This window comes from Thermodesulfobacteriota bacterium (assembly GCA_031082315.1).
Classification (GTDB): Bacteria; Desulfobacterota; QYQD01; order QYQD01; family QYQD01; genus QYQD01.
This window is the reverse complement of sequence record JAVHLC010000002.1, coordinates 130368-154818: the sequence shown is the minus strand read 5'-3', so window position 1 is coordinate 154818 and position 24451 is coordinate 130368. Positions and strand designations below refer to the sequence as shown.

At 49.0% G+C, this 24451-nt stretch carries 25 protein-coding genes; 20 read left to right on the top strand and 5 right to left on the bottom strand.

The window, feature by feature from the left end; all coding sequences use genetic code 11:
• Positions 1-411 precede the first annotated feature (411 nt).
• Positions 412-888, bottom strand: a complete 477-nt coding sequence (locus tag RDU59_02610; protein ID MDQ7837367.1) for a response regulator — start codon at positions 886-888, stop codon at positions 412-414.
• Positions 889-1277: 389 nt separating this feature from the next.
• Here RDU59_02610 and RDU59_02605 point away from each other — a divergent pair, with 389 nt between their 5' ends.
• From RDU59_02605 to RDU59_02555, 11 genes are all read left to right on the top strand, one after another.
• Positions 1278-1580 carry an STAS domain-containing protein gene (locus RDU59_02605; protein MDQ7837366.1) on the top strand — a complete coding sequence of 101 codons (303 nt, stop codon included), beginning with the start codon at positions 1278-1280 and terminating at the stop codon, positions 1578-1580.
• Positions 1581-1591: 11 nt separating this feature from the next.
• Positions 1592-1969: a response regulator gene (locus RDU59_02600; protein MDQ7837365.1), complete on the top strand. Its 378-nt coding sequence runs from the start codon at positions 1592-1594 to the stop codon at positions 1967-1969.
• A 9-nt stretch (positions 1970-1978) separates the two neighbouring features.
• On the top strand, positions 1979-4120 hold the full coding sequence (locus tag RDU59_02595; GenBank protein ID MDQ7837364.1) for a chemotaxis protein CheA: 2142 nt from the start codon (positions 1979-1981) through the stop codon (positions 4118-4120).
• Between the two features lie 25 nt (positions 4121-4145).
• Entirely contained in the window at positions 4146-6452 is a 2307-nt protein-coding gene (locus RDU59_02590) for a methyl-accepting chemotaxis protein (protein ID MDQ7837363.1), read from the top strand.
• Positions 6453-6467: 15 nt separating this feature from the next.
• Positions 6468-6917: a chemotaxis protein CheW gene (locus RDU59_02585; protein MDQ7837362.1), complete on the top strand. Its 450-nt coding sequence runs from the start codon at positions 6468-6470 to the stop codon at positions 6915-6917.
• Positions 6904-7821: a protein-glutamate O-methyltransferase CheR gene (locus tag RDU59_02580; protein MDQ7837361.1), complete on the top strand. Its 918-nt coding sequence runs from the start codon at positions 6904-6906 to the stop codon at positions 7819-7821. The genes RDU59_02585 and RDU59_02580 overlap by 14 nt, the downstream gene beginning before the upstream one ends.
• A gap of 2 nt (positions 7822-7823) precedes the next feature.
• Positions 7824-8414 (top strand): chemotaxis protein CheD, encoded by a 591-nt coding sequence (locus tag RDU59_02575; protein ID MDQ7837360.1) that lies wholly within the window; start codon positions 7824-7826, stop codon positions 8412-8414.
• Positions 8415-8440: 26 nt separating this feature from the next.
• A complete protein-coding gene (locus RDU59_02570) occupies positions 8441-9493 on the top strand; it encodes a chemotaxis response regulator protein-glutamate methylesterase (GenBank protein MDQ7837359.1) in 1053 nt (350 codons plus the stop codon).
• Positions 9493-10398, top strand: a complete 906-nt coding sequence (locus tag RDU59_02565) for a diguanylate cyclase (protein ID MDQ7837358.1) — start codon at positions 9493-9495, stop codon at positions 10396-10398. Before RDU59_02570 ends, RDU59_02565 begins: the two co-directional genes overlap by 1 nt.
• A gap of 248 nt (positions 10399-10646) precedes the next feature.
• Positions 10647-11132 carry a transcription elongation factor GreA gene (gene greA, locus RDU59_02560; protein MDQ7837357.1) on the top strand — a complete coding sequence of 162 codons (486 nt, stop codon included), beginning with the start codon at positions 10647-10649 and terminating at the stop codon, positions 11130-11132.
• Between the two features lie 19 nt (positions 11133-11151).
• Positions 11152-11607 (top strand): universal stress protein, encoded by a 456-nt coding sequence (locus RDU59_02555; GenBank protein MDQ7837356.1) that lies wholly within the window; start codon positions 11152-11154, stop codon positions 11605-11607.
• Between the two features lie 23 nt (positions 11608-11630).
• Here RDU59_02555 and RDU59_02550 read toward each other — a convergent pair whose 3' ends face one another.
• On the bottom strand, positions 11631-12794 hold the full coding sequence (locus RDU59_02550) for an MFS transporter (GenBank protein MDQ7837355.1): 1164 nt from the start codon (positions 12792-12794) through the stop codon (positions 11631-11633).
• A gap of 118 nt (positions 12795-12912) precedes the next feature.
• Between RDU59_02550 and RDU59_02545 the strand changes: the two genes are divergently transcribed.
• Positions 12913-14292, top strand: coding sequence for an aspartate ammonia-lyase (locus RDU59_02545; GenBank protein ID MDQ7837354.1), 1380 nt, complete (start codon positions 12913-12915; stop codon positions 14290-14292).
• A gap of 176 nt (positions 14293-14468) precedes the next feature.
• Here RDU59_02545 and RDU59_02540 read toward each other — a convergent pair whose 3' ends face one another.
• From RDU59_02540 to RDU59_02530, 3 genes are all read right to left on the bottom strand, one after another.
• Positions 14469-14789, bottom strand: a complete 321-nt coding sequence (locus RDU59_02540) for a BON domain-containing protein (GenBank protein MDQ7837353.1) — start codon at positions 14787-14789, stop codon at positions 14469-14471.
• Positions 14790-14933: 144 nt separating this feature from the next.
• Positions 14934-16835 (bottom strand): biotin/lipoyl-containing protein, encoded by a 1902-nt coding sequence (locus tag RDU59_02535; protein MDQ7837352.1) that lies wholly within the window; start codon positions 16833-16835, stop codon positions 14934-14936.
• A 29-nt stretch (positions 16836-16864) separates the two neighbouring features.
• The gene (locus RDU59_02530) at positions 16865-18304 is read right to left on the bottom strand and encodes a biotin carboxylase N-terminal domain-containing protein (GenBank protein ID MDQ7837351.1); all 1440 of its coding nucleotides are present in this window, start codon (positions 18302-18304) and stop codon (positions 16865-16867) included.
• A gap of 489 nt (positions 18305-18793) precedes the next feature.
• Here RDU59_02530 and groES point away from each other — a divergent pair, with 489 nt between their 5' ends.
• The 8 genes from groES (at position 18794) to atpB (ending at position 24430) form a co-directional block, all read left to right on the top strand.
• Positions 18794-19084: a co-chaperone GroES gene (gene groES, locus RDU59_02525; protein ID MDQ7837350.1), complete on the top strand. Its 291-nt coding sequence runs from the start codon at positions 18794-18796 to the stop codon at positions 19082-19084.
• Between the two features lie 50 nt (positions 19085-19134).
• Positions 19135-20769 carry a chaperonin GroEL gene (gene groL / locus RDU59_02520; protein MDQ7837349.1) on the top strand — a complete coding sequence of 545 codons (1635 nt, stop codon included), beginning with the start codon at positions 19135-19137 and terminating at the stop codon, positions 20767-20769.
• A 143-nt stretch (positions 20770-20912) separates the two neighbouring features.
• Positions 20913-21185, top strand: coding sequence for a TMEM165/GDT1 family protein (locus tag RDU59_02515; protein MDQ7837348.1), 273 nt, complete (start codon positions 20913-20915; stop codon positions 21183-21185).
• Between the two features lie 2 nt (positions 21186-21187).
• Entirely contained in the window at positions 21188-21691 is a 504-nt protein-coding gene (locus RDU59_02510) for an Lrp/AsnC family transcriptional regulator (protein MDQ7837347.1), read from the top strand.
• Positions 21688-22971 carry a glutamate-1-semialdehyde 2,1-aminomutase gene (gene hemL / locus RDU59_02505; protein MDQ7837346.1) on the top strand — a complete coding sequence of 428 codons (1284 nt, stop codon included), beginning with the start codon at positions 21688-21690 and terminating at the stop codon, positions 22969-22971. Before RDU59_02510 ends, hemL begins: the two co-directional genes overlap by 4 nt.
• Before the next feature lie 110 nt (positions 22972-23081).
• On the top strand, positions 23082-23306 hold the full coding sequence (locus tag RDU59_02500) for an AtpZ/AtpI family protein (GenBank protein MDQ7837345.1): 225 nt from the start codon (positions 23082-23084) through the stop codon (positions 23304-23306).
• Positions 23307-23311: 5 nt separating this feature from the next.
• A complete protein-coding gene (locus RDU59_02495) occupies positions 23312-23713 on the top strand; it encodes an ATP synthase subunit I (protein MDQ7837344.1) in 402 nt (133 codons plus the stop codon).
• Between the two features lie 3 nt (positions 23714-23716).
• Positions 23717-24430, top strand: a complete 714-nt coding sequence (atpB, locus tag RDU59_02490) for a F0F1 ATP synthase subunit A (GenBank protein ID MDQ7837343.1) — start codon at positions 23717-23719, stop codon at positions 24428-24430.
• Positions 24431-24451: the final 21 nt, after the last annotated feature.

Genomic DNA, 24451 nt, shown 5'->3' with positions numbered 1-24451 from the left:
CCTTATGATGCTACCTGTTTGGATTCAGGCACATTTGTCAGATTGTCCGCGGGCCTTTTCTCCGGCGACACCCCAAAGCGGAACCTGAGCTGACGCTGCACCCGGACCATAGTGCGAAAAACAGCCGGTGCATTGCTTTTTTGTATGGACGGGCGTTACATAGAGATATAGTGTTTTCTAGTCTTCGGCCGATGAAAAAAGGCTCGGTCTCGATCACTTCGAAGGCGGCTCCTCGCAGGGTACAAAATATGTGCTGTCCTGTTTTGGCGAGAAGGCGTTACCTTTCCTATGCAGAAACCAGCCGGGATCAAGCTCGTCGGCCGAAACTGGTGGGGGGATTGCAGGCCTTTAGACGTGTATCAAACGAGCTTGTTTCTAAGGCAATCCCTTGGTTACTCTTCAGACGAAGTCTTACGAGAACATTTTTTTTACCCAGCTCCCTTCAACTTTTGTCTCAGGTTTCTGGCTTGCCATCACTTTTTCAACCTTGTCGACCAAACGGGTGAGTTGCTCGTCCTTGACGACGTATTCTTTTGCGCCCAGAGAAAAACCCCGTTCTATGTCGGCAATCTTGTCCGCAGTCGTAGCCATAATGACGGGTATCTTGCGCAATTCAGGATGAATCTTTAAAGAGCGAAGGACCTGCCAACCGTCCATCCCCGGCATATTCACATCCAGGATAATGAGATCCGGCTTCTTTTCCCTGGCAATACTCAGCCCTTCTTTGCCGTCGAGGGCACTGATAACTTGAAACCCTGCCTTTTCCAGTGCCAACCTGAACTTGGCTTGAACCAACTTTGAATCATCGGCTAACAAGATCGTTATGTCCATTTTTTCCTCTTTTCCTCCTTTTCCGTCCATGTGCGTACGTTCGTGTAGAGCGTTCATAGTGCCCCCACTCTTCTGTGTTTTTTCTTGAACATGCATAGCGAGCGCATTTCCCGCAGCTTGCTGCGGGGAGCTTCAATATTGGATAGCTACTCCTGTAATATTCCTGCAAGCAAGTTTTTGATCCGGGTATTTCCCTTCGAAGACCTTATACCTGACTAAGTGGGGGCGCTCATTAGTTTAACAGATCGGCACGTATGGCTAATAACAAAAGAGCCTGAAATAAATACGGACTTTGAATATGGATGACCGAGAATACAGCTTTTATTTTACCCCACGTCCGTCCCCGTAAACTGAGATAGAAAAAACCCCCTTTTCGTTTAAGTAAGTCCTCCCATTAGCCGAAAAGCCATAATGAACCATTAGAAATGTAAGACTGCGAGAATTCAATGGCTGATGCGTATTCTCCATGTCAGGAACAGGCAGAAGGCATTATTAAGTTGCGTGGCGAGATAGGCGTCCACCATCTTGACGACTTATATGAGTGCCTGAAGGATCGGTTTGTGCTGGAGCAGGATCTGACTATAGACTGTCAGGAAGTCGTGCAGATGGATACAGCGGCTATACAGGTACTGATAGCCTTCAAAAAATCTCTTACCGAAGGTCACAGGCTGACCATTAAAAATATACCGCCCGACTTGGAAAAGGTTTGGGAAATAATCGGGGTCAAACAGATGATCCTGAAAGAATAGGTGGACGCCATATGGAAAAACATGTCCTGGTAGTTGATGATTCACCCACTCTGCGCGCCAGCATCTCTTTTTGCCTGAACAACGCCGGATATAGGGTATCCGAGGCTGTGAACGGCAAGGACGGGCTCGTCAGGCTGCAAGAGATGGAGTCCCAAAAAAAGCCGCCGGCGTTGATTATCTCAGACGTGAATATGCCCGAAATGGACGGCATAACCTTTATAAAAGAAGTCAAAAAAACAAACTGGAAGTTTATCCCGATTCTTGTTCTGACCACCGAATCACAAGAGGCGCAGAAATTGAGAGGAAAGTCTGCCGGAGCCGCCGGCTGGCTCTTGAAACCTTTCCGGCCGGAACAACTCCTCTGGGTCGTAAGAAAGTTTGTTCGTTGAGAATAGACTATGGAACAGGACGAGCTTTTACAGATATATTTTTCAGAAGCGGAAGAATTGTTGCAAAACATGGAACACGGCCTGATGACCTTAGAATCCGATCCGCAAAATCAGTCCGTTATTAACGAGGTCTTCCGGGCGATGCACACTATGAAGAGCAGCTCGGCTATGGTCGGCTTTACCCAGCTCTCTGAACACGCCCATCTCCTGGAAAACCTCATGGAAAGGATACGCAGCAAACAACTGCCTATAACCCAAAACCTGGTCTCCTTTCTCCTGGAAAACCATGATGTTATAAAATCGGCGGTGGAAAATGCTTCCCAGGGAAAGCCGGACGCAGGGCTGGATGCCTTTTCGTCCATGGCCGAAAAAGTAAAACGGTTCATGGGCCTAGCCGCAGAACAAGAAGAAGGCCGGGCAACTGCGCCGATAACTACCGGCATGTCCGGCGGCCAGAAGGAATCCTCCAAGGGATCTTATTACGAGATTGATATGCGCTTTCGCAAGGACATCTTCCAGACCGGACAGGATCCGCTGATGCTGCTGTATGAACTGGGAGATTTGGCTGAGATAATATCCGTAGAGACAGACCTGTCTTCTCTGCCGCCATTTCTGGAGATGGACCCCTTTCAGCTTTACCTTGCCTGGCGGCTCCTGATCAAAACCGACCGGCCCCTGCCCACCATAGAAAAGGTATTCGTCTTTGTCCAGGAAGATGAATTAAACCAGGTTTCCATAAGAGACGTATCATCACATTTTCGGGACGGGGTGGACACCAGAATGGCTGACAAGCCGCTGGGAGAGATATTAATTGATCAAAAACTGGTCAGCGAGCAGGAAATACAAGAAGTCCTCACCCAGCAGAAAAAGGTTGGGGAGGCTTTATTAGAAAAGGGCAAAATCTCTCCGGATGAACTAAACAAGATCGTTGACCTCCAGGAAAAAAGCCGGACGGTCCTGCGTAAGTCCACGGTACGCGTAGATACAGATAAGCTCGACCAGCTCGCAAATATGGTGGAAGAAATGACCATACAAATGGCGCGAATCTCCGCCATCCTGGGGAATTTGCCGCCGGATGTCACCAGAAAATTGGGCGGTGAGCCGGATATCCTGAACAGGATCGGCCGGGAGGTGCAGGAACAGGTTATGCGTCTTCGCATGTTTCCTATCGAAGGCACATTTCAAAGGTTTCAAAGAATGGCCCGGGACCTGGCCCGGGAGCACCATAAGCAGGTTAAGATTGTCCTGGGTGGAGGAGAAACGGAACTGGACAAAGATGTTATTGAACAGATAAACGACCCCTTAAAGCACCTGATACGCAATTGCATTGACCACGGGATCGAAGTCCCTGAGGAGAGGAAACGGTCGGGCAAATCCCCGGAGGGAATCATCAGCCTTAATGCTTACCAGCAGGAAGGCAAGATATACATTGAAATTAAGGATGATGGCCGGGGTATCGACGCCGAAGCAGTGCGGCGAAAGGCTATAGAAAAGGGCCTGATTAAAGAAAACGACCAGCCCTTGCCTGAAGAGATTTACAAGTTCCTATTTATCCCCGGATTTTCCACTGCTAAAGAGATCAGTTCCATATCCGGCCGCGGGGTAGGGATGGACGTAGTACAGAATAACATTCAGCAATTGGGAGGGATGATCGATGTCTTTTCCGAAAAAGGCAAAGGAGCTACCTTCGTCATAAAGCTCCCTTTAACCCTGGCGGTTATTGATGGTATGTATGTTGGCATAGGGGACGATATTTTTGTCATACCCTTGCTAACCGTTCTAAGCACAGCCAAGCTTGAAAAAGGCAACTTAAAGACCATTGAAGGCAAGGGTGAGGTAATACGTTTGGGGGACTCATGCGTGCCGCTCATCCGCCTGGATAGAGTCCTGGGTATAGACCGCCGGCAGACAGATACAGAACCATTGGTCGTTTTTGTAAGTAGCGAAAAAAAGATCCTGGGCCTGGTTGTGGACGAAATACTCGATCACCAGCAGGTCGTAATTAAAAACCTGGAGAAAAATTTCTGTAGAATTTCCGGGATTGCCGGGGGCGCTATTATGCCCGATGGCAGCGTAGCCCTTGTTCTGGACGTGTATGGTCTGGATCATCTATTTTTTGATCGAGGCCGGGTCCATGAACCAGTCCATTGAAACAAAAAAAAGGGGGGGTATTCCCATGCTTAAGTTCCTTCAATCCTACATAAACAAAAATTTGCGCTTCAAGATCCTGATCACGCTAATCTTGACCTCGGCGCTTTTTACGGGTGTCCTTATATACATTGGCGTTAATAGTCATAGAGAGGATGTCCTGAATAAAGTGACGCGGTTTGAACTGGAACTGGCGGACATGACGCACGCGGGGATAAAACACCCCATGGCCATCGGTAATATGGACGCGGTCAGGGAACAACTAAGGGACATCAAAACGGCCATGAAGGGGGTAGAGGTTTATATAACGGATGCCGACCAGACCGTAGTCTATGCCAGTCATGAAGAAACAGTTGGGGCCAAGCTCGGGGATCTATTAGCGGATACCGAACTCACAAAAAACCTGAGCAATATACTTTCTACCGGCGTTGATCCCAAACGGCCATTCCTGCAGACTATAAATGGCGAACCATATAACCTTATTTTTCATCCCATTCTTAATGAACCGGCTTGTTACAACTGCCATGCCCCGGCCAAAAGGGTGCTGGGCTCTCTGGTGGTGCGTCAATCCGTAGCCGCTGATTATGCCTCTATTGCCTCTCTTAGAAACCGGTATATCATGGCCGGAGCGCTGGGAGTCATATCTTTGGTTGTAATCCTTAACTATCTGATAACCCGCCTCATCACGCGGCGCATCCACTATCTGGCCGATAAGGCAAAACAGGTAGCGGAAGGAGACGTAGATGTAAATATCGAGGTGAGGGGCGAAGACTCCATAGAGACGTTGAATAAAAACTTCAATATCATGCTGCGACACCTGCGCGACAGGATAGAATATGCGAACAGTCTGAAGCTCGGGATCAGCGATCCATTCTTCGTTGTCGATCCGGATCTTACCATAACCTATATGAACGATGCCGCTGCGGCCACAACCGGATACCAAAGAGAAGAAGTGGAAGGCAAAGTAAAGTGCTGGAACGTCTTCAACAGCAACATCTGCAAGACCGACTGCGGATTAAAAAGAAGCATGGAAACAGGCCAGGCGGGGGGAAGGGTGTATTGTGAAATCACTAACCGTCATGGGGAAACTATTCCTATAGAGGCCAGTGCCGCCGTTCTTAAAGACTCCAGCGGCAAGGTACTGGGAGGTTTCAAGATATTCCATGACATTACCGCCAGGGTCGAGGCAGAAAAGATTCTCAAAGAAACAGCCGCTAAGGAAGAGGAGCAAAGGCGGTATCTGGAAGGACGGGTGGACAATCTGCTCAATGTCCTGGACAAGGCCGCCGGGGGAGATCTCACGGCCAGAGTAGAGTCCATAGGTAAAAAAGACCTCATGGACAGGCTGGCAGACAAGGTCAACGAGATGTTCGAGAAGATTGGCTCGCTCATAAAGCAGACAAAAAGGACTGCGGAAATTGTGGCCCGGGGGACAAATCAGATCTCCGCGGGTAATCAGGACCTGTCGCAGCGGACTCAGGAGCAGGCGGCCACTATAGAAGAAGCCGGCGCCACCCTCGAACAAATGACCGCCAATGTCAGCCAGAACGCTGCCAATACCATGAAGGTCAACCAGTTGGCTCAGGAATCCGTGACCCTGGCGCAGGAAGGAACATCAGTAGTGAAAGAGACGGTCCATGCCATGACTGAGGTGTGGACCGCCAGCAAAAAAATTGTAGAAATTATGGACCTGGTTAACGAGATCACCTTTCAGACCAATCTCCTGGCCCTTAATGCCGCGGTGGAGGCCGCCCGGGCCGGTGAACACGGCCGCGGTTTTGCGGTGGTAGCCACGGAAATACGCAATCTTTCCAAGAGAAGCGGGGAGGCAGCTAAAGATATACAGAATCTCATCCATGACAGTATGGCTAAGATTGAAGAAAGCCATAAGTTAGTCGGTCAAACCGGCAGCAGTCTGGAAAAGATAACCGGATGCATCACTGCCGTGTCCGAGGCCGTTTCTGAGGTCTCGGCGGCTACTCAGGAACAATCACGCAGTATTGAGCAAGTGAATCAGGCTGTTACCGATATGGGGGATGTTGTACAGCAAAATGCCGCTCTGGTTGAACAATTAGCAGGCGCTAGTCAAACGCTGGCGGCTAAGGCCGCGCTCCTGAAAAAGTTAACCAAGGAATTTTCTGTGGCCGGGGCAGATGAAGATTCCATAGAGGAAGAGACGTTGACTCCGGCAACCCTCACCGGGAGAGAAAAAAGGGGGACTATGCCCCCGGTAAAAAGGCCTTTACGTCAAGATATGTTGCAAAAGGCCGTGCTTAAAGAGATATCCCCGGAAGAAGCAGATCTCAACATGGAGGAAGGTTTTGAAGAATTCTAAGGAGCCAAAGTCCACATGGAAGAACAGTATATAACCTTTTATCTTGATGACGAAGAATACGGGATAGAAATTAATAAGATAAGAGAAATCATCGGCTATCGCCGTTTTACCCGGGTACCCGGGGTTAAAGATATTGTAAAGGGGATGGTTAACTTGCGCGGTGTTATATTTCCCATCTTTGACTTGAGGCTCAAGTTTAATCTGCCACCAAAGGAATACAACAAATTTTCCGTTATATTTGTCCTGGAAATCGCGGGGCGTATCATGGGCATTATCGTAGACACTACCTCAGACGTCATCTCGCTCAGCCCGGCAGAAATCTTGCTTACACCCAGGCTTTCTCCTTCCATACGGACGGAATATATAAAAGCCGTGGCCCAACAGGGTGACCGTTTAATCATCTTACTGGATCTGGAACGAATTCTGGATGAAAAGGAATTGGAAGAACTGGATGCAACCGCTTAAGGACGGCCGTGATCTTTCTGAAGAAAACGACGCGGGTCATGCCACGGGCAGATTCGCACGCCCAGGCGTATCTTCGACCGAGGCGAACTTCAAGCCCCTCCAAAAACTAATAGAAGAAAAAACAGGTATCTTTTTGCCTGAACATAAGGAGATGTTATTCACATCCAGATTAAACAGCCGTTTTAAATCCTTAGGGCTGAAATCGATCGATGCCTATACTCAATATCTGCGGCATGCCCCGGATGCTGAGAACGAACTGGCCAGGGCCGTTGATTGTTTAACTACTCACACCACGCATTTCTACAGAGAAAAACACCATTTCGAATTCCTAAATGATGTAGTTTTCCCCCACCTTCTGCAAGAAGGAGAAAAAAACGGTGTCAGAAGATTAGCTGTCTGGTGCGCCGGCTGCTCTACCGGTGAAGAGGTATATACCGTAGCCATTACTACGAACACGTTCTGGGGGCAGTACCCGTCCTGGAAAATAAAAATTATGGCCACGGATATAAGCCGGGAGATTTTAGAAGTGGCGCGCACAGGTATTTACCCGCATAGTATAAAAAAAGACATTCCTAACCTGTATTTGAGGAGCTTTTTTACAGAGATCACCTCGGATGGTCTCCGCTGCCTTCAGGTTAAGCCGATACTTGAGAATATGATTTCCTTTGAAGAACACAACCTTATGGATGGGATCCCATCGCTATTTCCCTTTGACATCATTTTTTGCCGCAACGTGCTGATCTACATGGGAAAAGAGGCGAAAAAAGATATCTTGAATACATTTTACAGGGCGCTGAGGGACGATGGTTTTCTTTTTCTGGGACATTCCGAGTCCTTGATTGGATTAAATGATAAATTTTATCCTATGGGAAGGACTATATACCAGAAAATTCCCGAAGCATAACAATGTATCGTACTTATCATCCCAAATTAAATAAAACGGTCATAATTTTGATGCCCGGAGAATATTATGCCACGGCTAATGGAGAAGTAATATCTACGATGGTGGGTTCCTGTATAGCTACATGCATCTTTGACGAAGAACATAAGATCGGAGGCATGAATCATTTTATGCTCCCCGGTGTAGTCGGGCCCAAAAACCTGCTCCTGACCGAGGCCGGCCGTTATGGAATGTTCGCTATGGAGTTACTGATCGGCGAGCTGATAAAAATGGGTGGGAACAGAAAAAAATTCAAGGCAAAAATTTTTGGCGGGGGCTATGTCATAAAATTCAGAAGATCAGATGGAAATGTCCCGCAGGCCAATATTGATTTTGCAAAGAAATTTTTAGAGCTGGAAGGTATTCCACTATTAGCTGAGGATGTAGGCGGCGATAACGGCCGAAAAATATTATTTTTTACGCATACCAATAAAGTTCTTGTCAGGCGTATAGGCTCCAGGGAGGCCATGGCCCCAGTGCAAAAGGCAGAAGAACAATACAAGTCCCGGGTTTTGAGAAAACGGCTTGATGAATCCGGGTTAACACTCTTCGAGTAATAACGGAAGGCGGCGGGTAGAACTTTATGAAGAAAATAAAGGTCCTGATAGTTGATGATTCGGCCCTCTTCAGACGTTTTCTTTGTGACCTTCTTGCTCAGGATCAAACGCTTTCTGTAGTCGGGACTGCTGCCGATGCCCATGAGGCCGGCGATAAAGCCGTCAGCCTGAGGCCTGATGTCCTTACTCTCGATGTAGAAATGCCGGGGATAAGCGGCATCGATTTTCTTCGGAAACTTATGCAAACCAATCCCTTGCCGGTGGTAATGGTAAGTTCTTATACTGAAGAAAATGACCTCCTGACTATCGAGGCCTTAGAGGCCGGCGCAGTGGACTTTGTTTTAAAACCGGTTAACGGCGGGACCCGGGATAAAGAGAATTTTGCCGGAGAGGTTGTGCAGAAGGTAAAAACAGCCGCCCTGAGCCGGATAAAAAAAACTAGCGGGCTGGATCAGATACAAAAAAAAGAGATATCCCTTCAATACGAAAAACGGCTTTTTTTCAGGCAACTGGTGGCCATAGGGGCCTCAACCGGCGGCACGCGGGCTGTTTATGAGGTATTACGTATCTTGCCTCCGGATACACCGGGTATAGCCGTCGTTCAGCACATGCCGCTCAAATTTACCCGTCTTTTCGCCCAGCGCATGAATGAGCTATGTCCCCTGTCCGTTAAGGAGGCCGAAGATATGGATTATATTCAGCCCGGACATGTCCTCATAGCCCCGGGCGACAGACATATGGGGATAGAAGGCAACGAATCAGGCTACCGCATCCGACTCTTAGACGGGCCGCCGGTCAACTTTTACAGACCTTCTATCGATATATTCTTTCAATCCGTGGCTGAAATCGCCGGGAATAAGGCGGTCGGGGTCATATTAACAGGCATGGGGACCGACGGGGCAAAGGGCCTCTTGGCCATGCGCAGAAATGGCGCCTATACCATTGCGCAGGATAAAGAGACTTCTTTAATATTTGGCATGCCGGGTGCAGCCATAAAGCTGGGCGCTACCTGTGAGATAGCGCCGATACATAGGATACCGGAGTCCATATTGGCCGGTTTGTCCACAGGAGCAATCTGATGGCCAGGGTCTTGGTTATAGATGATAGCCGCCTGATGGTGGAGTTTGCAAAGAGCATCTTGGTAAAAACCGGCCACGAGGTATTTACGGCCCCGGACGGACCTTCTGGAATAGAAATAGCCAGGGCGGAAAAGCCCCAGGTGATTCTTTTAGATGTAATAATGCCGGGGATAGATGGTTATGAAACCTGCAGCCGGTTAAAGAACGACGAGGACACTAAGGACATGGCCATCGTAATGTTGACATCAAAGGCCGAGCCGGCCGATAAGATCAAGGGATTGGCCCTGGGGGCGGTGGATTATGTTACCAAACCTTTTGATGCCGGGGAACTGATTGCACGGGTGAATACCCAGGTCAAATTGCAAGAGCTGTACAATGCCCTACAGGAAAGAAATCGTCAACTGGAAGAGATGGCCATCCGCGACGGGTTAACCACCCTTTACAATCATCGATATTTTCAGGAACAACTGGCTACGGAATTTGCGAAGTCAATACGTTACGGCGATGCATTGACTTGCATTATCATAGACATTGACCACTTCAAGCAATTTAATGACACATACGGACATCAGACCGGAGACGCCATCCTTTCCGAGATGGGCAGGCTGTTAAGGCAGTTAACCCGTTCCGGCGATGTGCCGGCACGTTACGGCGGCGAAGAATTTGCTGTTTTGCTCCTCAGGTGCGATAGAACTACGGGCCGGTCCTGCGCGGAACGGTTAAGAAAGGCGGTGGAAGATCATGAATTCAGATTCCAGGATAACACCTTTCGGGTTACGGTTAGCGTAGGCGCAGCCAGTTCTCCGGATGAACGGATATCCCTGGCCAAGGAACTACTGGAAGGGGCAGACAAGGCCCTGTATGCAGCCAAGAGGGGCGGACGTAACAAGGCCGAGTTTTTCTGATTACATCGTTGCGACTTAACACTTCCACTTTTCCGCTTTTTGTATTACACTAAATAAAATGAATTCGTAAAAAAGCCTTTTCACCGCTGAGTACGCAGAGCCCGCAGAGAAAAACTTTAAACTGTTCATATGTTATCTCAGCGTTCTCGGCGACCTCTGCGGTAATTTTGACTTTTTGCGAGGTCATCAAAAAATACTAAATCTTTTTGCCTGTATCACAATGTAACTTTCCCAGGAGTGAGGAAGTCATGAATCGTACACCAATTACCAGAGAAGGTTATGAGCAGCTGCGTCGCGAGTTAGAAAAATTGGAGAAAATCGAAAGACCCTCCGTAGTCAGGGCCATTGAAGAGGCGCGCGGCCACGGAGACCTTTCTGAAAATGCCGAATATACAGCAGCCAAGGAAAGGCAATCTCTCGTCGAGGGCAAGATACGGGATTTGCATTATAAGCTTGCCACCTCAGAGATCGTTGATTGTAATAACCTGAATTGTGATCGCGTTGTTTTTGGAGTCGTTGTGGCCTTAACTGACCTGGAATCGGGAGAAACAGTAAAATATCAGTTGGTTGGTCCGCATGAATCGGATGCCTCCAGTGGCCGGATCTCGGTCATTGCCCCACTCGGGCGGGCGCTTATTGGGAAAGAACCGGGAGATGAGATTCAGGTAAAGACGCCCGGGGGACTTCGTAATTTTGAAATTATGGATATTATGCCTGCGTGGCCAGCTTCATAATATCTCCGGGAGAGCGACCATGGAAGATTACAAAAAGATACTGTTTGGGACCGATTTTTCTGAAAATGCGGATATAGCCTTTGAGCACGCTATCAACTTGGCGGGTAAATATAAGGCCCGGTTATATATCGTGCACGTGATCAATATAGCCCCTATGGCCACCTATGAACCTTATATGCCGGTAATCGATTTCTCTGATTTCAGCCGTAATGTCGAGGCCCGGCTACAAAAGGACTATATCCCGCGCATTCCCCCGTCCATCACTGCCGAGCCAAAAGTCCTTTCCGGTTACCCGGCCGTTGAAATGGCCAATTTTGTGGATCAGGAGGGGGTTGACCTTATTGTCGTTGGGGCCCATGGTGAATCCGGCTTGGTCTATACGCTTTTTGGCAGCGTAGCTGACCGGCTTGTACGCAAGGCCCGATGCTCAGTACTTGTGGTCCGATCGTCTTTTGTTGCCCATAGTCAAGAATAAATAAAGGCCAAGACCAAAGGTAATTAGTTCTGCCAGGATAGCGCCTGTAGATATAGCCCGTTGAACCCCGATATATTGTGACAGACTCCCTGAAAGCAGGCTTCCCACCCCGGCATCATTCCCAGAAATACAATACTGTAAAGCCCCATAATCCGGCCTCTCCTGTCATCCGGGGCATTAAGCTGGACATAGGCGTTGGCAGTGGTGAGAAAGCCCACCATGGTCATGCCCGCCAGAAAAAGCAGGAACAACGCAAGATAATACCGGTTGCACAGGGAAAAGGCCCAAATAAGGGCTCCAAAGAGGAGGGCGTTACTCCAGAGATAAAGCAACTTGTTTCTTTGCCCGGCTATAGTAGCTATCATGATCGCTCCGATTAAGGCGCCCAGGCCCATAGCGGAGAAAAGAAAACCCAGCCCCTTAGGACCTACCTTAAGGATGTCACGGGCAAATATAGGTAGCAACACCGTATAAGGCAGGACAAATACACTGAAGGTGGCCACCAGCAAAAGTAGCATGCGTATCTCTTTCTGCCCGTGGATGTAATATGCCATATCCTTTATACTACCCTTTTTTTTAAAACCTACCATGTCCGTCTGTTGTACGTTTCGCATACGTAACAGGCTGACGATTACAGCCAGGAAACTGAGGCCATTAATTAGAAAGCATATTTCAACCCCGAAGTAGGCAATGACGAAGCCTGCTATGCCCGGGCCGATAAGTCTGGCCGCGTTGAATATAGAAGAATTCAGACCAATGGCATTAGTCAGGTCTTCCCGGCCGACCAACTCTATAAGGAACGATTGACGGGCGGGGAGATCAAAGGCCATAACCGTACCCATGAAGAAGGCCAATAAGACCACGTGCCAGGTCTTAATCAGGTTAAGGGTGACCAGGAAGGCTAAGCTGAAGGCGAGACACATCGCTACTGTCTGGGTAGCAAGTACAATACGGCGCTTACTCTTACGGTCAGCCACACTTCCACCCCAGAAGGAAAAGAGCATGGTGGGTAAATATCCGAAGGTCCCCACCAGTCCCAGGGCAAAGGCAGAGTTACTGAGCTGCAAGACCAGCCATCCCTGAGCCACAGACTGCATCCAACTGCCGATAAGAGAGGTCAACTGTCCAAAAAAGAAAAGACGGAAGTTACGATGCCGCAAGGCCCTGAAGGTTCTGTTTTTCACCATTGCAAGCTCTTATTTTTGCATTATTTACCTTTTTACGCTACAATCCACTTCATAAAAAGGTATTGTATATTAAACAAAAAGCAGACTCTAAGGAACAGTTTTATTTCTATAGCAACCTATGGATAAGAAATACAGAATAGAAAGAGACCCCCTGGGCGAAAAGATGATCCCCGAAGACGCCTATTATGGGGTCCAGACCCGGCGCGCGATAGAAAACTTTCCCATAAGCGGGCTAACCATGCATCCTCTTATGGCCGAGGCCACTGTTATGATTAAAGTGGCGGCGGCCGAGACTAATATGGCGCTGGGCGGGCTTAAGGCGGCAATCGGAGAGGCCGTTATTCAGGCCGCCCGTGAGGTGCTGGAGGGGAAAATTACCGGGCAGTTCGTGGTTGATGTCTATCAAGCCGGCGCCGGAACGTCCTACAACATGAATATAAATGAGGTCCTGGCTAACAGAGCCCTTGAGATTTTAGGCAAAAAACGGGGGGACTATACAGTAATTCATCCTAACGATCATGTAAATATGGGGCAGTCAACAAACGATGTATTCCCTACGGCCATGAGGTTGGCCGCCTTAAAGGCAGTGGCGGGCCTCTATCCCGTGGGTATGAATCTGGCACAGGCCCTGAAAGATAAAGGAGAAGAATTTTACCCCATCATCAAGGCCGGACGCACGCACCTTCAAGATGCCGTTCCCATGCGTTTAGGCCATGAGTTCCGTGCCTATGGCCAGACCGTGGAGGATGACTTCGAGCGGCTGCGCCATGCGGCAAAGGAACTGGAATATCTGGGCATAGGGGCCACGGCAATAGGGGCAGGCACAAATACCCTGCCCGGCTATCGGGAGATGGTGATAGAGAAGCTCTCTATCTTAACCCGGCTTGACTTAAAACCCAAAAAAGACCTGTTTGAAGCGACCCAGAATATGAATGTATTTGCCTCGATCGCCTCTCAATTAAAACTTGTCGCGCTGGATGTTGGCCGTATTGCCAATGATCTCCGGTTGCTGAGCTCCGGCCCCCGCACCGGCCTGGCCGAGATTACACTACCCGCCGTCCAGCCGGGATCGTCCATAATGGCCGGTAAAATCAACCCGGTCATAGCAGAGATGATGAATATGGTCTGTTTTCAGGTGATCGGTAACGAGACAACCGTGGCTATGGCCGTTCAGGCCGGCCAATTGGAACTAAATGTTATGATGCCCGTCATCATTCATAATATATTGACGTCTATCCAGATCCTGCAGAACGCCCTCTCTATTTTTACCGAACGCTGTGTGCAAGGAATAACCGCCAATCCTGAGACCTGCCGCCGTTATGCCGAGATGAGCACGGCCCTGGCCACGCTCCTGAATTCATACATAGGCTATGAAAAGGCGGCGGCCCTGGCCAAAGAGGCCTTTGTCCGGAACATGCCCATAAAAGACCTGGCGAGAGAAAAGGGCATCCTTACTGATGAAGAGATAGAGGAGATTTTTAGATCGGCGCCGGCTTAACCCGTGTGGTTAATTTTTGATGGTTTCGTAAAAAAGCCTTTTCACTGCTGAGCACACAGAGTCCGTAACCCGCAACGTAGGGGCGCTGCTTGCTGCGCCCTTATTGGGCAGGGCAAGCCCTGCCCCTACGCCAACCTCGGCGACCTCTGCGGTAAAATTTACTTTTCGCGAGTTTATCAGGATTTGGGTTTCAATACCATCTGGCTTCTGACTTCTCTGACGCCTTTTACGCCGTGTGCAATCTGGACGGCACGATCGATTTGATCATTACTATCCACGAAACCACTCAGGATAACCACTCCACGGAAGGTTTCCACGCTTATGGCAAAGGATTTGAGTACCAGATCCTTTGCCAGCAAGGCCTTAACCTTGGCTGTAATCACCGAATCATCCAGATATTCGCCGGTGCTTTCCCTGGTTGAACTGGCGGCACAACCCAGGGCTGCGGCGAATACGATCAATAAAAATAATGTGGTAATTTTCTTGTGCAGAGACATTGGAATAACCCCCCTTTTTTCCCTAAGTATGGTCAAAAACACGGCCACAGAGGCACAAAAGTCAGAAGAATGACAAAGTTCAGGGTTCAAGGTTAAAAACGTGAACGTGGAACCCGGAACCGTGAACCTTGAACCTAGAACTTGTTATAGGGGAGAGATAGTAAGCAGCTTATCCCCAACCTGTACGGCCTGCCCCAGTTTAACAAAAACCTGATCGATCTTCCCCTCAACTTGAGATTCTATGGGATTTTGCATCTTCATGGCCTCCAGTACAATGACAAGCTCTCCTTTTTTCACTTCCTGACCGGCCTTGACCGGTATCTGGCATACATTGCTGGCAAAAGGCGCCCGCATATCTCCCACCTTGGCCAGTGAGGCAATCTCTTCCTTACTCAATTTTGCTGCCGTCTCCACCCCGGCCTTTTTTTCTTCCTCGAGCAGGAAGACCTCAGAGTGGTGGTCCACAAAGAGGTAAAGGGTCTGCTTACCATTTTCGGAGCGATACGAAGGCCCGATTTCAATCACATGCGACTTGCCTGTATAGTCCACGAAATCAAGGTGTTCACCAGGGTTAAACCCCCCTTTCCGGAACCAGATTTGTGGAGGAAGGACATAGGCTTGGCCATATTCCTCCTCAAACTTGAGGAAATCAACGGCGTCGTTTGGATGCTGCAAATAAAGCACCATTTCTTCTCTGGTCACCGATCGGCCCAGGCGCTCTACGAGTGTGGCCTCCTCTTTTTCCAGATCAATGTCTTCTATTTTGGCCACCCCGCCCTGCTCTTTCAGAATTTTTTCCCAGTCCGGGCCGAAGACCTTGCTGTAAATTTCTTCGGAAGGTCGATAAAACGGGAATGGTCCATATTTGCCCAGGAGGAGGTTCTTCAGGTCACCGCTGGCGTTCTCATACCGTTCACCCGAGAGCACATTATTGACGGCTGTGGTCCACAGGATCTGAGAGCCGGGAGTAACACTCCACCAGTTGCCTAACTCAATCTGAACACGCGGCAATTCCTCGCGCAGAATCTTTGGCATGAGATGGAGGAATTCCCCCTTGACCGCCTGCTCAAAGCTGCTGCCGGTGGCCCCGCCCGGCAGTTTATGCACCTGTACGGTGGAGTCAAATCCCTTGAACTGGGACTCAAAATCCGCATAGGCGCCCCGCTCCGGCCGCAGCGCCTCGGAGGTCTCAATAACGGCGTCGGTGCTTACGCCCTCAGCCCGGATACCATGGGCCTCCATGGTCTGGATAACACTTAAAACCGGCGGCGGGCCATAAAATCCGGTAAAGGCATGATCGGCGGCATCGACGATCTCGGCCCCGGAAAGGATGGCTGCTGCAATACGCGGCACGTCGTTGCTGTCTGTATTGTGACCGTGGTAATGGATTAACAGGTCCGGGAACCTCTGTTTAATGGATGCCACCAGTTCACCGATACGCTTAGGCGTCCCCAGGCCGCCGTGATTCTTGATGCACAGGATGATGTCCTCGCCGGTAACGTCCAATATCTCCCGCACCTTACCTACATAAAATTCATCTGTGTGTTCCGGCCCCGTAGAGAAACAAATAGATGGCTCCAGTATTTTTCCGGCCTTTTTGACCTCTTCAAATACCGGAACCATGTTGGGAATATAGTTTAAAAAGTCGAAGACGCGCCAGACCTCCACATATTTGGCAAATTCCCTTACCGTCAGTCGGATGGCATTCTCCGGATACGGCCGGTATCCGAATAGGTTGACGCCCCGGCACAGGGTCTGGAATAAAGTATTCGGCATCTCACGCCTGAGGAGTTCCAGTTTAAGAAAGGGGTTCACCTGTTTGCGCAGCATATCCACGTGCACTGAGGCCCCGCCGGTTATCTCCAGGGAGAAATATCCGGCCGCATCCCGTGGTTTGGCCGCTAATAAGTCCGTATGTAGCAAGATGCGGTTCTTAAAGTCAGATTGCGATAAGTCGCGGGCTGTATTAGTGATAAAATATCCTTTAGCCTTTTTTAGACGCCTGAGGATATCTTTAGTGTCCATTCCCGGGCGAATGTGTTCCATCTTATTATCCCTTCCTTCTGTAAAGCGAATTATGCAGCAAAGGGATTGAAACCCTTATGGTGAATAGTGGCGATCAGCCTGGCCAGTTTGGCTACCTCACGGTCTTCTTCTTTATATACAAAAAGATCGGGCTTCAGGTCCAGATAACTGGTGTTGAATATACCTTTCTGGAAATCAGACTCATTAACGATGTTGAGATAAAAGGGGATCGTGGTCCTGGGACCCACGATAGCAAAACCCTTCAAGGCCCGGCGCATGCGCTCCACGGCCTCCTTCCAGGTAAAACCATGCACCGTCAATTTGACCAGCAGCGAATCATAGACCTGCGGGATGACATAACCCTGATAGGCAATGCCGTCCAACCTTATGCCGGCCCCCCCCGGAGAATTATAAACCGTTATAGTCCTGCCGCCTTCCGGCAAGAAATTATTTTTGGGATCCTCGGCGTTGATACGCATCTCGATGGCATGACCCCGGATGTGGACATCTTCCTGGGAGAATTTGAGCTTTTTCCCGGATGCAATGTCAATTTGGGCCCGGACAATGTCCATACCGGTGACCATTTCCGTGACCGTGTGTTCGACCTGCAGGCGGGTATTCATCTCCAAAAAGTAGAAATGCCCGGCCTCGTCCACCAGAAACTCCACGGTACCGGCGTTCACATAATTGGCTTCTTGCGCCACCTTGATGGCCGCAGTACAGATATTATCCAGAAGGGTCTGGTCAGCAATGAGGGCCGGCGCTATCTCCACCAATTTCTGGTTGCGCCGCTGTATAGAACAATCCCGCGTGCCCATGTGAATAATATGGCCGAAACTATCGGCCAGTACCTGAACCTCGATATGCTTCGGATTTATTACACCTTTTTCCAGATAGAGGCGGGCGTCATTAAATGCGGCCTTGGCCTCGGCCCGGGCCAGCGGCATCTGATCTATCAGTTCTTTGGGGTTATTTACCTTACGAATCCCCCGGCCGCCGCCGCCCGCCGTGGCCTTGAGCATCAACGGAAAGCTGTGTTCCTGGGCAAAGGCCAGGGCCCTTTCCTCCCCTTCCTGTCCATAGGGAAGGTTTTCACTGCCTGGGATGACCGGAACACCGGCGCTTTCGGCGATGGTCCGGGCGATGACCTTGTTGCCCAGGGCATGAATAACCTTTGCGGGCGGGCCGATGAAAATAAGTCCGGCATCCTCACATGCCTTGGGAAAATCAGGGTTCTCCGCCAAAAAACCATAACCGGGATGGATGCCGTCGGCCCCGGCCTTACGGGCGGCCCAGATCATTTTATCGATATTCAGGTAGTCCTTGCGCGGTCCCTCGCCGATCCAGATAGCCTCATCAGCCGCGCGTATATGGCGCGCCTCTTTATCCGGAGTTTCATAGACCCCGACCGCTGTTAACCCCTGCTCCTGCACCGCACGCAGAATCCGTAGCGCAATCTCCCCGCGATTAGCAATAAGAATCTTTTTCACTTAACCCGCTCACCTTCCTCATATTTTTGCATAAAAAATCTTTATATCACACTTTTCCTGGGAATCAAACAGAAAAAATGCCTTTCCAGTAAGTATTCCAGCATGGAATAATTACAATTAATTACAAATAGATATGATATGCTATCACATGAGAATGCCACATAAAGTTATACTGATACCCCATTCTATATTGGCAAAAAACAACAAAAATTATTATTATTTAAAGATAATTCGCTTATAATGGCATATATATTTCATATTTTTGGAAATTATCGTTAATAATCCATTAAAATCAAAATTGCATTTTTAGAGGCATCTGCTAATTATTAGCACTCGCTTGAGGTGAGTGCTAATAAAAGGGGCCATAGCCATATTCGGCTTTGCACAAGGAGGTGATAGGGCGCACTCAGACTTTATTGACTTTGCTAAATTATTAGAGAACTTCTATCTTAAACAAATAAAATAGGAGAGAGAAGGGAGACAGAAGATATGAAGATCAGACCATTGCAGGACAGAATCGTAGTCAAACGTTTGGAGGAAGAAGGGAAGACCAAAGGCGGGATAATTATCCCGGACACGGCCAAGGAGAAACCCATCGAAGGGAAGGTAATTGCCGTGGGCAATGGCAAGGTAATGGAGAATGGAACGAGGGTGCCGCTTGAAGTAAAGGCGGGGGATCGCATCTTATTCGGTAAGTACTCTGGTACAGAAGTGAAAATCGATGGTGAAGAACACCTCATTATGCGCGAAGACGATGTGCTGGGTGTTATAGAAAAATAAGGCGCATCAAAAAACCAAATATTAATAACAGCAAATTCAAGGAGGTTATCATGCCAGCAAAAGAGATAAAATATGATGTCAAGGCCAGAGAGGCTTTGTTGCGGGGTATAAATACCCTGGCCGATGCAGTAAAAGTAACCTTGGGACCGAAGGGACGCAACGTTATCATAGAGAAAAGCTTTGGTTCACCCACGATCACCAAGGATGGTGTTACGGTAGCCAAGGAAATCGAGCTTACCGATAGATTTGAGAATATGGGCGCGCAGATGGTAAAGGAGGTTGCCTCCAAGACCAGTGACGTAGCCGGGGACGGCACGACCACCGCTACCATCCTGGCCCAGGCCGTTTACGCTGAGGGTTCAAAGCTCGTGGCCGCCGGAAACAACCCCATGGCTATTAAACGCGGTATCGACAAGGCAGTTGAGGCGGTAGTGGATGAACTCAAAAAAATCAGTAAGCCGACCAAGGACCAGAAGGAAATTGCCCAGGTCGGGACGATCTCTGCTAATAATGATTCCACTATCGGCAATATAATCGCCGAAGCCATGGAGAAGGTCGGTAAAGAAGGCGTAATCACGGTTGAAGAAGCTAAAAGCATGGAGACCACCCTGGATGTGGTCGAAGGTATGCAGTTCGATCGCGGTTATATTTCACCTTATTTTGTTACCGACCCGGAAAAGATGGAGGCAGTCTTAAGCGATCCCTACATCTTGCTCAACGAGAAAAAAATAAGCAATATGAAAGACTTATTGCCGGTACTGGAGCAGATTGCCAAGATGGGCAGACCCCTCCTCATTCTGTCTGAGGATGTGGAAGGCGAGGCCTTGGCCACATTGGTTGTGAACAAACTCCGTGGCACCTTACAGTGTGCCGCGGTCAAGGCCCCTGGCTTTGGCGACAGAAGAAAGGCCATGCTGGAGGATATAGCCATCCTGACCGGCGGGCAGGTTGTCTCTGAAGATTTGGGCATCAAGTTGGAAAATATCTCCTTAAAAGACCTCGGAACGGCTAAACGTATTACTATAGACAAAGACAATACAACTATAGTCGATGGCGGCGGTGAGCGGTCAGCATTGGAAGGACGGGTAAAACAGATTCGCACCCAGATTGAAGAGACTACATCCGACTACGACCGTGAGAAGCTACAGGAGCGCTTGGCTAAGCTAATCGGCGGTGTGGCGGTAATAAATGTAGGCGCGGCCACTGAAACGGAGATGAAAGAAAAGAAGGCACGTGTGGAAGATGCTCTGAATGCTACCAGGGCTGCCGTGGAGGAAGGGATAGTGCCCGGCGGCGGTGTGGCTTTTATCCGTTGCATACCGGCCTTGACCAAGCTAAAACTCCATGGTGACGAGCAGCTCGGCGTTAATCTGATCAAACGTGCTTTGGAGGAACCCGTGCGTCAGATTGCGAACAATGCGGGTTTTGAAGGATCCGTGGTGGTCGACCGTGTTAAAAATGAGAAGGATTCAGTGGGATTCAATGCGGAAACAGGTGAGTTTGAAGATCTGATTAAGGCTGGTGTCATTGACCCGACTAAAGTAACGCGTTTTGCCCTGCAGAATGCGGCCAGTGTAGCCGGCCTCTTGCTTACAACCGAAGCCATGGTGGCGGAGAAACCGGAAGAAAGGGAATCCAAAATGCCTCCAATGCCCCCGGGTGGCGGTATGGGCGGTATGTACTAACATACGGAACCCGGTATCGAAAAGAAAAACCCCGGTCATCTCCAGGTGGCCGGGGTTTTTGCTTTTCTTAAAGGGGAAGATGTGTTAAAAATACAGAATGAAGAAGCAAGCAGGCTGACTGAAATTTACTTTTGAGGTCCTGTATGGATATAAGACTCTTCACCAGCACATTTATTGCCATCTTTCTTGCTGAATTAGGTGATAAGACTCAACTGGCGACCTTTTCACTGGCTGCTTCCAGTGAGAAGCGCTGGGCTATTTTCCTGGGGGCTTCCCTGGCCCTTATTGCATCCACTTTAATAGGGGTAACGGTCGGCGGGTTTGTCATGAACATTGTTCCGCCGGAGTACATCCGAATGGGTGCGGGCCTCCTGTTTATTTTATTAGGCATAGCTATGATCATGGGAAAACTTTAACTGTGGACACAGTCCCCCGAAAAGCAGTCCTTACTTCTAAAGAAAAAATGGTAATCCAGGTCCTGCAGGATGGAATTCCTCCGGCAGAGAGACCCTTTCAGATACTGGCTGAAAGGGCCGGCCTGCCTGAAGAAGAATTTTTGGCATGTGTAAAAAACCTTTGCAACGAAGGGTGCATACGCCGCTTTGGCGCTACACTGCAGCACCAGATCTCCGGATATGCCGCCAACGCCATGATCGCCTGGCATGTAGAAGAAGGGAAGATAGAAAAGGCAGGCCGGATCATGGCCTCCTTTAAGAATGTAACCCACTGCTATCAACGCCGGACAATCCCCGGGTGGCCCTATAACATTTATACCATGGTGCACGGCCAAACCGACGCCGAATGTCATGCTGTGGCCCGGGAAATAGCAGAAAAGACCGGCATAACCGATTATCAGATACTATTCAGTGAAAAAGAATTAAAAAGATCTAATATCAGCTACTTCAGGGAGGAACAGGTGTGAAAAGAGAGCGTTCCCAGGCCTATTTCGCGAAGGCAAAGGATGTTATCCCCGGAGGCGTAAACAGTCCGGTTCGCGCCTGCCGTTCCGTCGGATGCGATCCCCTTTTTATAGCCAGGGCCTCTGGTTCTAAAATATACGACGTCGATGGCAATGTCTTCATCGACTGTGTTGGTTCCTGGGGGCCAATGATCCTAGGCCATGCCCACCCTGAAGTCACCGCCGCTTTAAGAAAGGCGCTCGAAAACGGGACCAGCTTTGGCGCCCCAACGCCCCTCGAAGTTGAACTGGCTGAATTACTCATAGAGGCCGTTCCCTCACTGGAAATGGTTCGACTGACCAGTTCCGGCACTGAAGCCACCATGAGCGCCATCCGTTTAGCCAGGGCTTATACCGGGCGTAAGAAGATCATTAAATGCGATGGTTGTTATCATGGGCATGGAGACGCATTTCTCGTCAAGGCCGGCTCCGGTGTCGCCACTCTGGGCATACCGGGCAGCCCGGGCGTGCCGGAAGAGATTGCCGGCCATACTATATCCATTCCATATAACGATGCCGATGCCTTGGCCAAGGTTCTGGAAAAGGAAGGCGGGCAGGTGGCCTGTTTTATTATTGAGCCTGTACCCGGTAACATGGGCGTGGTCCTACCCCGCGAGGGATATTTAAGAACAGTAAGGGAACTCACAGAAAAACACGGCGTCCTGCTTATTTTCGATGAGGTGATCAGTGGATTCCGAATGTCTTTGGGTGGCGCACAGTCCTGCTATGGTATTTTCCCGGACTTAACCTGTCTGGGCAAGATTATCGGGGGCGGGCTGCCCGTGGGGGCCTACGGTGGTCGTAAAGACATCATGTTACGGATTGCCCCGGAGGGAGATGTCTATCAGGCCGGGACCCTCTCCGGCAATCCTCTGGCTGTAACTGCCGGCATAGCTACATTAAAAATACTTTCCCAAAAAGGCGTTTATGAAGATCTGGAGGGAAAAGGCGCATACCTGGAGAAAACTATCGATGGGCTTATCCAGCGCTATTCCATCCCGGCCCGGGTCAACCGTGCAGGCTCCCTCATGACCATATTTTTTACAAAAGATGATGTAGTTGACTTTAAGTCTGCACTGACCAGCGATACAAATTGCTTTGCCGGGTTCTATCGGGGCATGCTGGAAAAGGGTGTCTATCTGCCCCCCTCACAGTTTGAGGCCATATTCATCTCGCTCGCGCATACAAAGGAAGATATTGATAGAATATTGGATGCCGCGGAGAAATACTTTAAGGTTTTATGAATCGCTATTCAAAAAAATGTTGACTTTACCGGGGCGCTATGATACCAAGTAACTTGTTTTTGCCTTGTTATTTGAAATAGTCCCCGGCAGTCAACTGTGCAGGCTGTCCAATGAAGGAAGACGTAAAGAGGCTTTTTAGGCTGATTGGAGACGTTAGCACTATCGGCATAGCCGTAGCCGCTTCCGTATTCGTCGGTTTCTTTATAGGCTACGCATTGGATGAGTATGTGTTCGGCGGACGCACGAAACCATGGCTAACCCTTATTTTTCTTATTTTAGGAGTCGTAGCCGGGTTTCGGAATCTGGTGCAGCTGGCCAGGCGGAAGGATCTATAACGACCATGTCAGATTTTTGGCGTTCGACACAATTAATAAAAAAAGTACAGGTTCCCAGTCTGATATTGTGTCTAATTCTAACTATCTTCGGGGTCATCTTTGTCTCGATAGATTTCGCCTTGGGTATACTGGTCGGGGGAATAATAGCCGGTTTTAATTTTTACTGGCTTCAGACGGCGCTCCGGAAGATATTTGATCAACAGGTCGTTTTTGGCCATAAGGCCATTTACTACGTCAAGTACTATCTGCGCCTGATCATTATCGGGGGCGTCCTTTATGAACTGATAATGAATAAGATGGTACATCCTTTAGGGCTGATTACCGGACTTTCGGTAGTTGTTATTAATATTATGGTAATTGCTTTCACAGAATTGTGGAAGATCATCAGGACAAAGGAGGCAACTTAATCCATGGAACATCCAATCCTGTTTATCAACCTATTACTGGAACTGTTTCATCTGCCGGTACATGGTGGGCATGGCCTATTGCCCAAGATAATCGCACCGCATGTAACGAATGCCTGGTTCGTCATGCTCGTACTGATCCTCTCTGCCAAGCTCTTTGTTGGTAAAATCCAAATGATCCCCGGCAAGGGGCAAAATTTTTTTGAGGCTGTAATTTCCGGCATAGAAGGCTTTGCGGCTGAGAATATGGGTGAAGAAGGGGCAAAGCTAATGCTTCCTATGATTGCTACATTGGGAATTTACATCTTTATAGCTAATCTTATCGGGCTGTTCCCCGGATTTATGTCCCCAACCGCCAATGTAAATACGACCCTATCACTGGCCCTTATTGTATTTATAACCACTCATATTTTAGGGGTCAAATTCCACGGGGTAAAGTATGTCAAACATTTTATGGGCCCGGTTAGCTGGCTGGCACCCCTTATGCTTCCTATAGAGCTTATAGGACACTTTGCACGCATTCTGTCGCTGTCCATACGACTCTTTGGCAATATCATGGCTAAGGAAGTATTGCTCGGGCTACTCTTCCTGCTGGCAGGCGCATTTTTGGGGCCGTTGCCAATAATGGCCCTGGGTGTATTTGTCTGCTTCGTGCAGGCCTTTGTTTTTGTGCTCTTGTCTATACTCTATTTTACAGGGGCCATGGAACACGCTCATTAAAATGATAACCTTTTGGAAGAA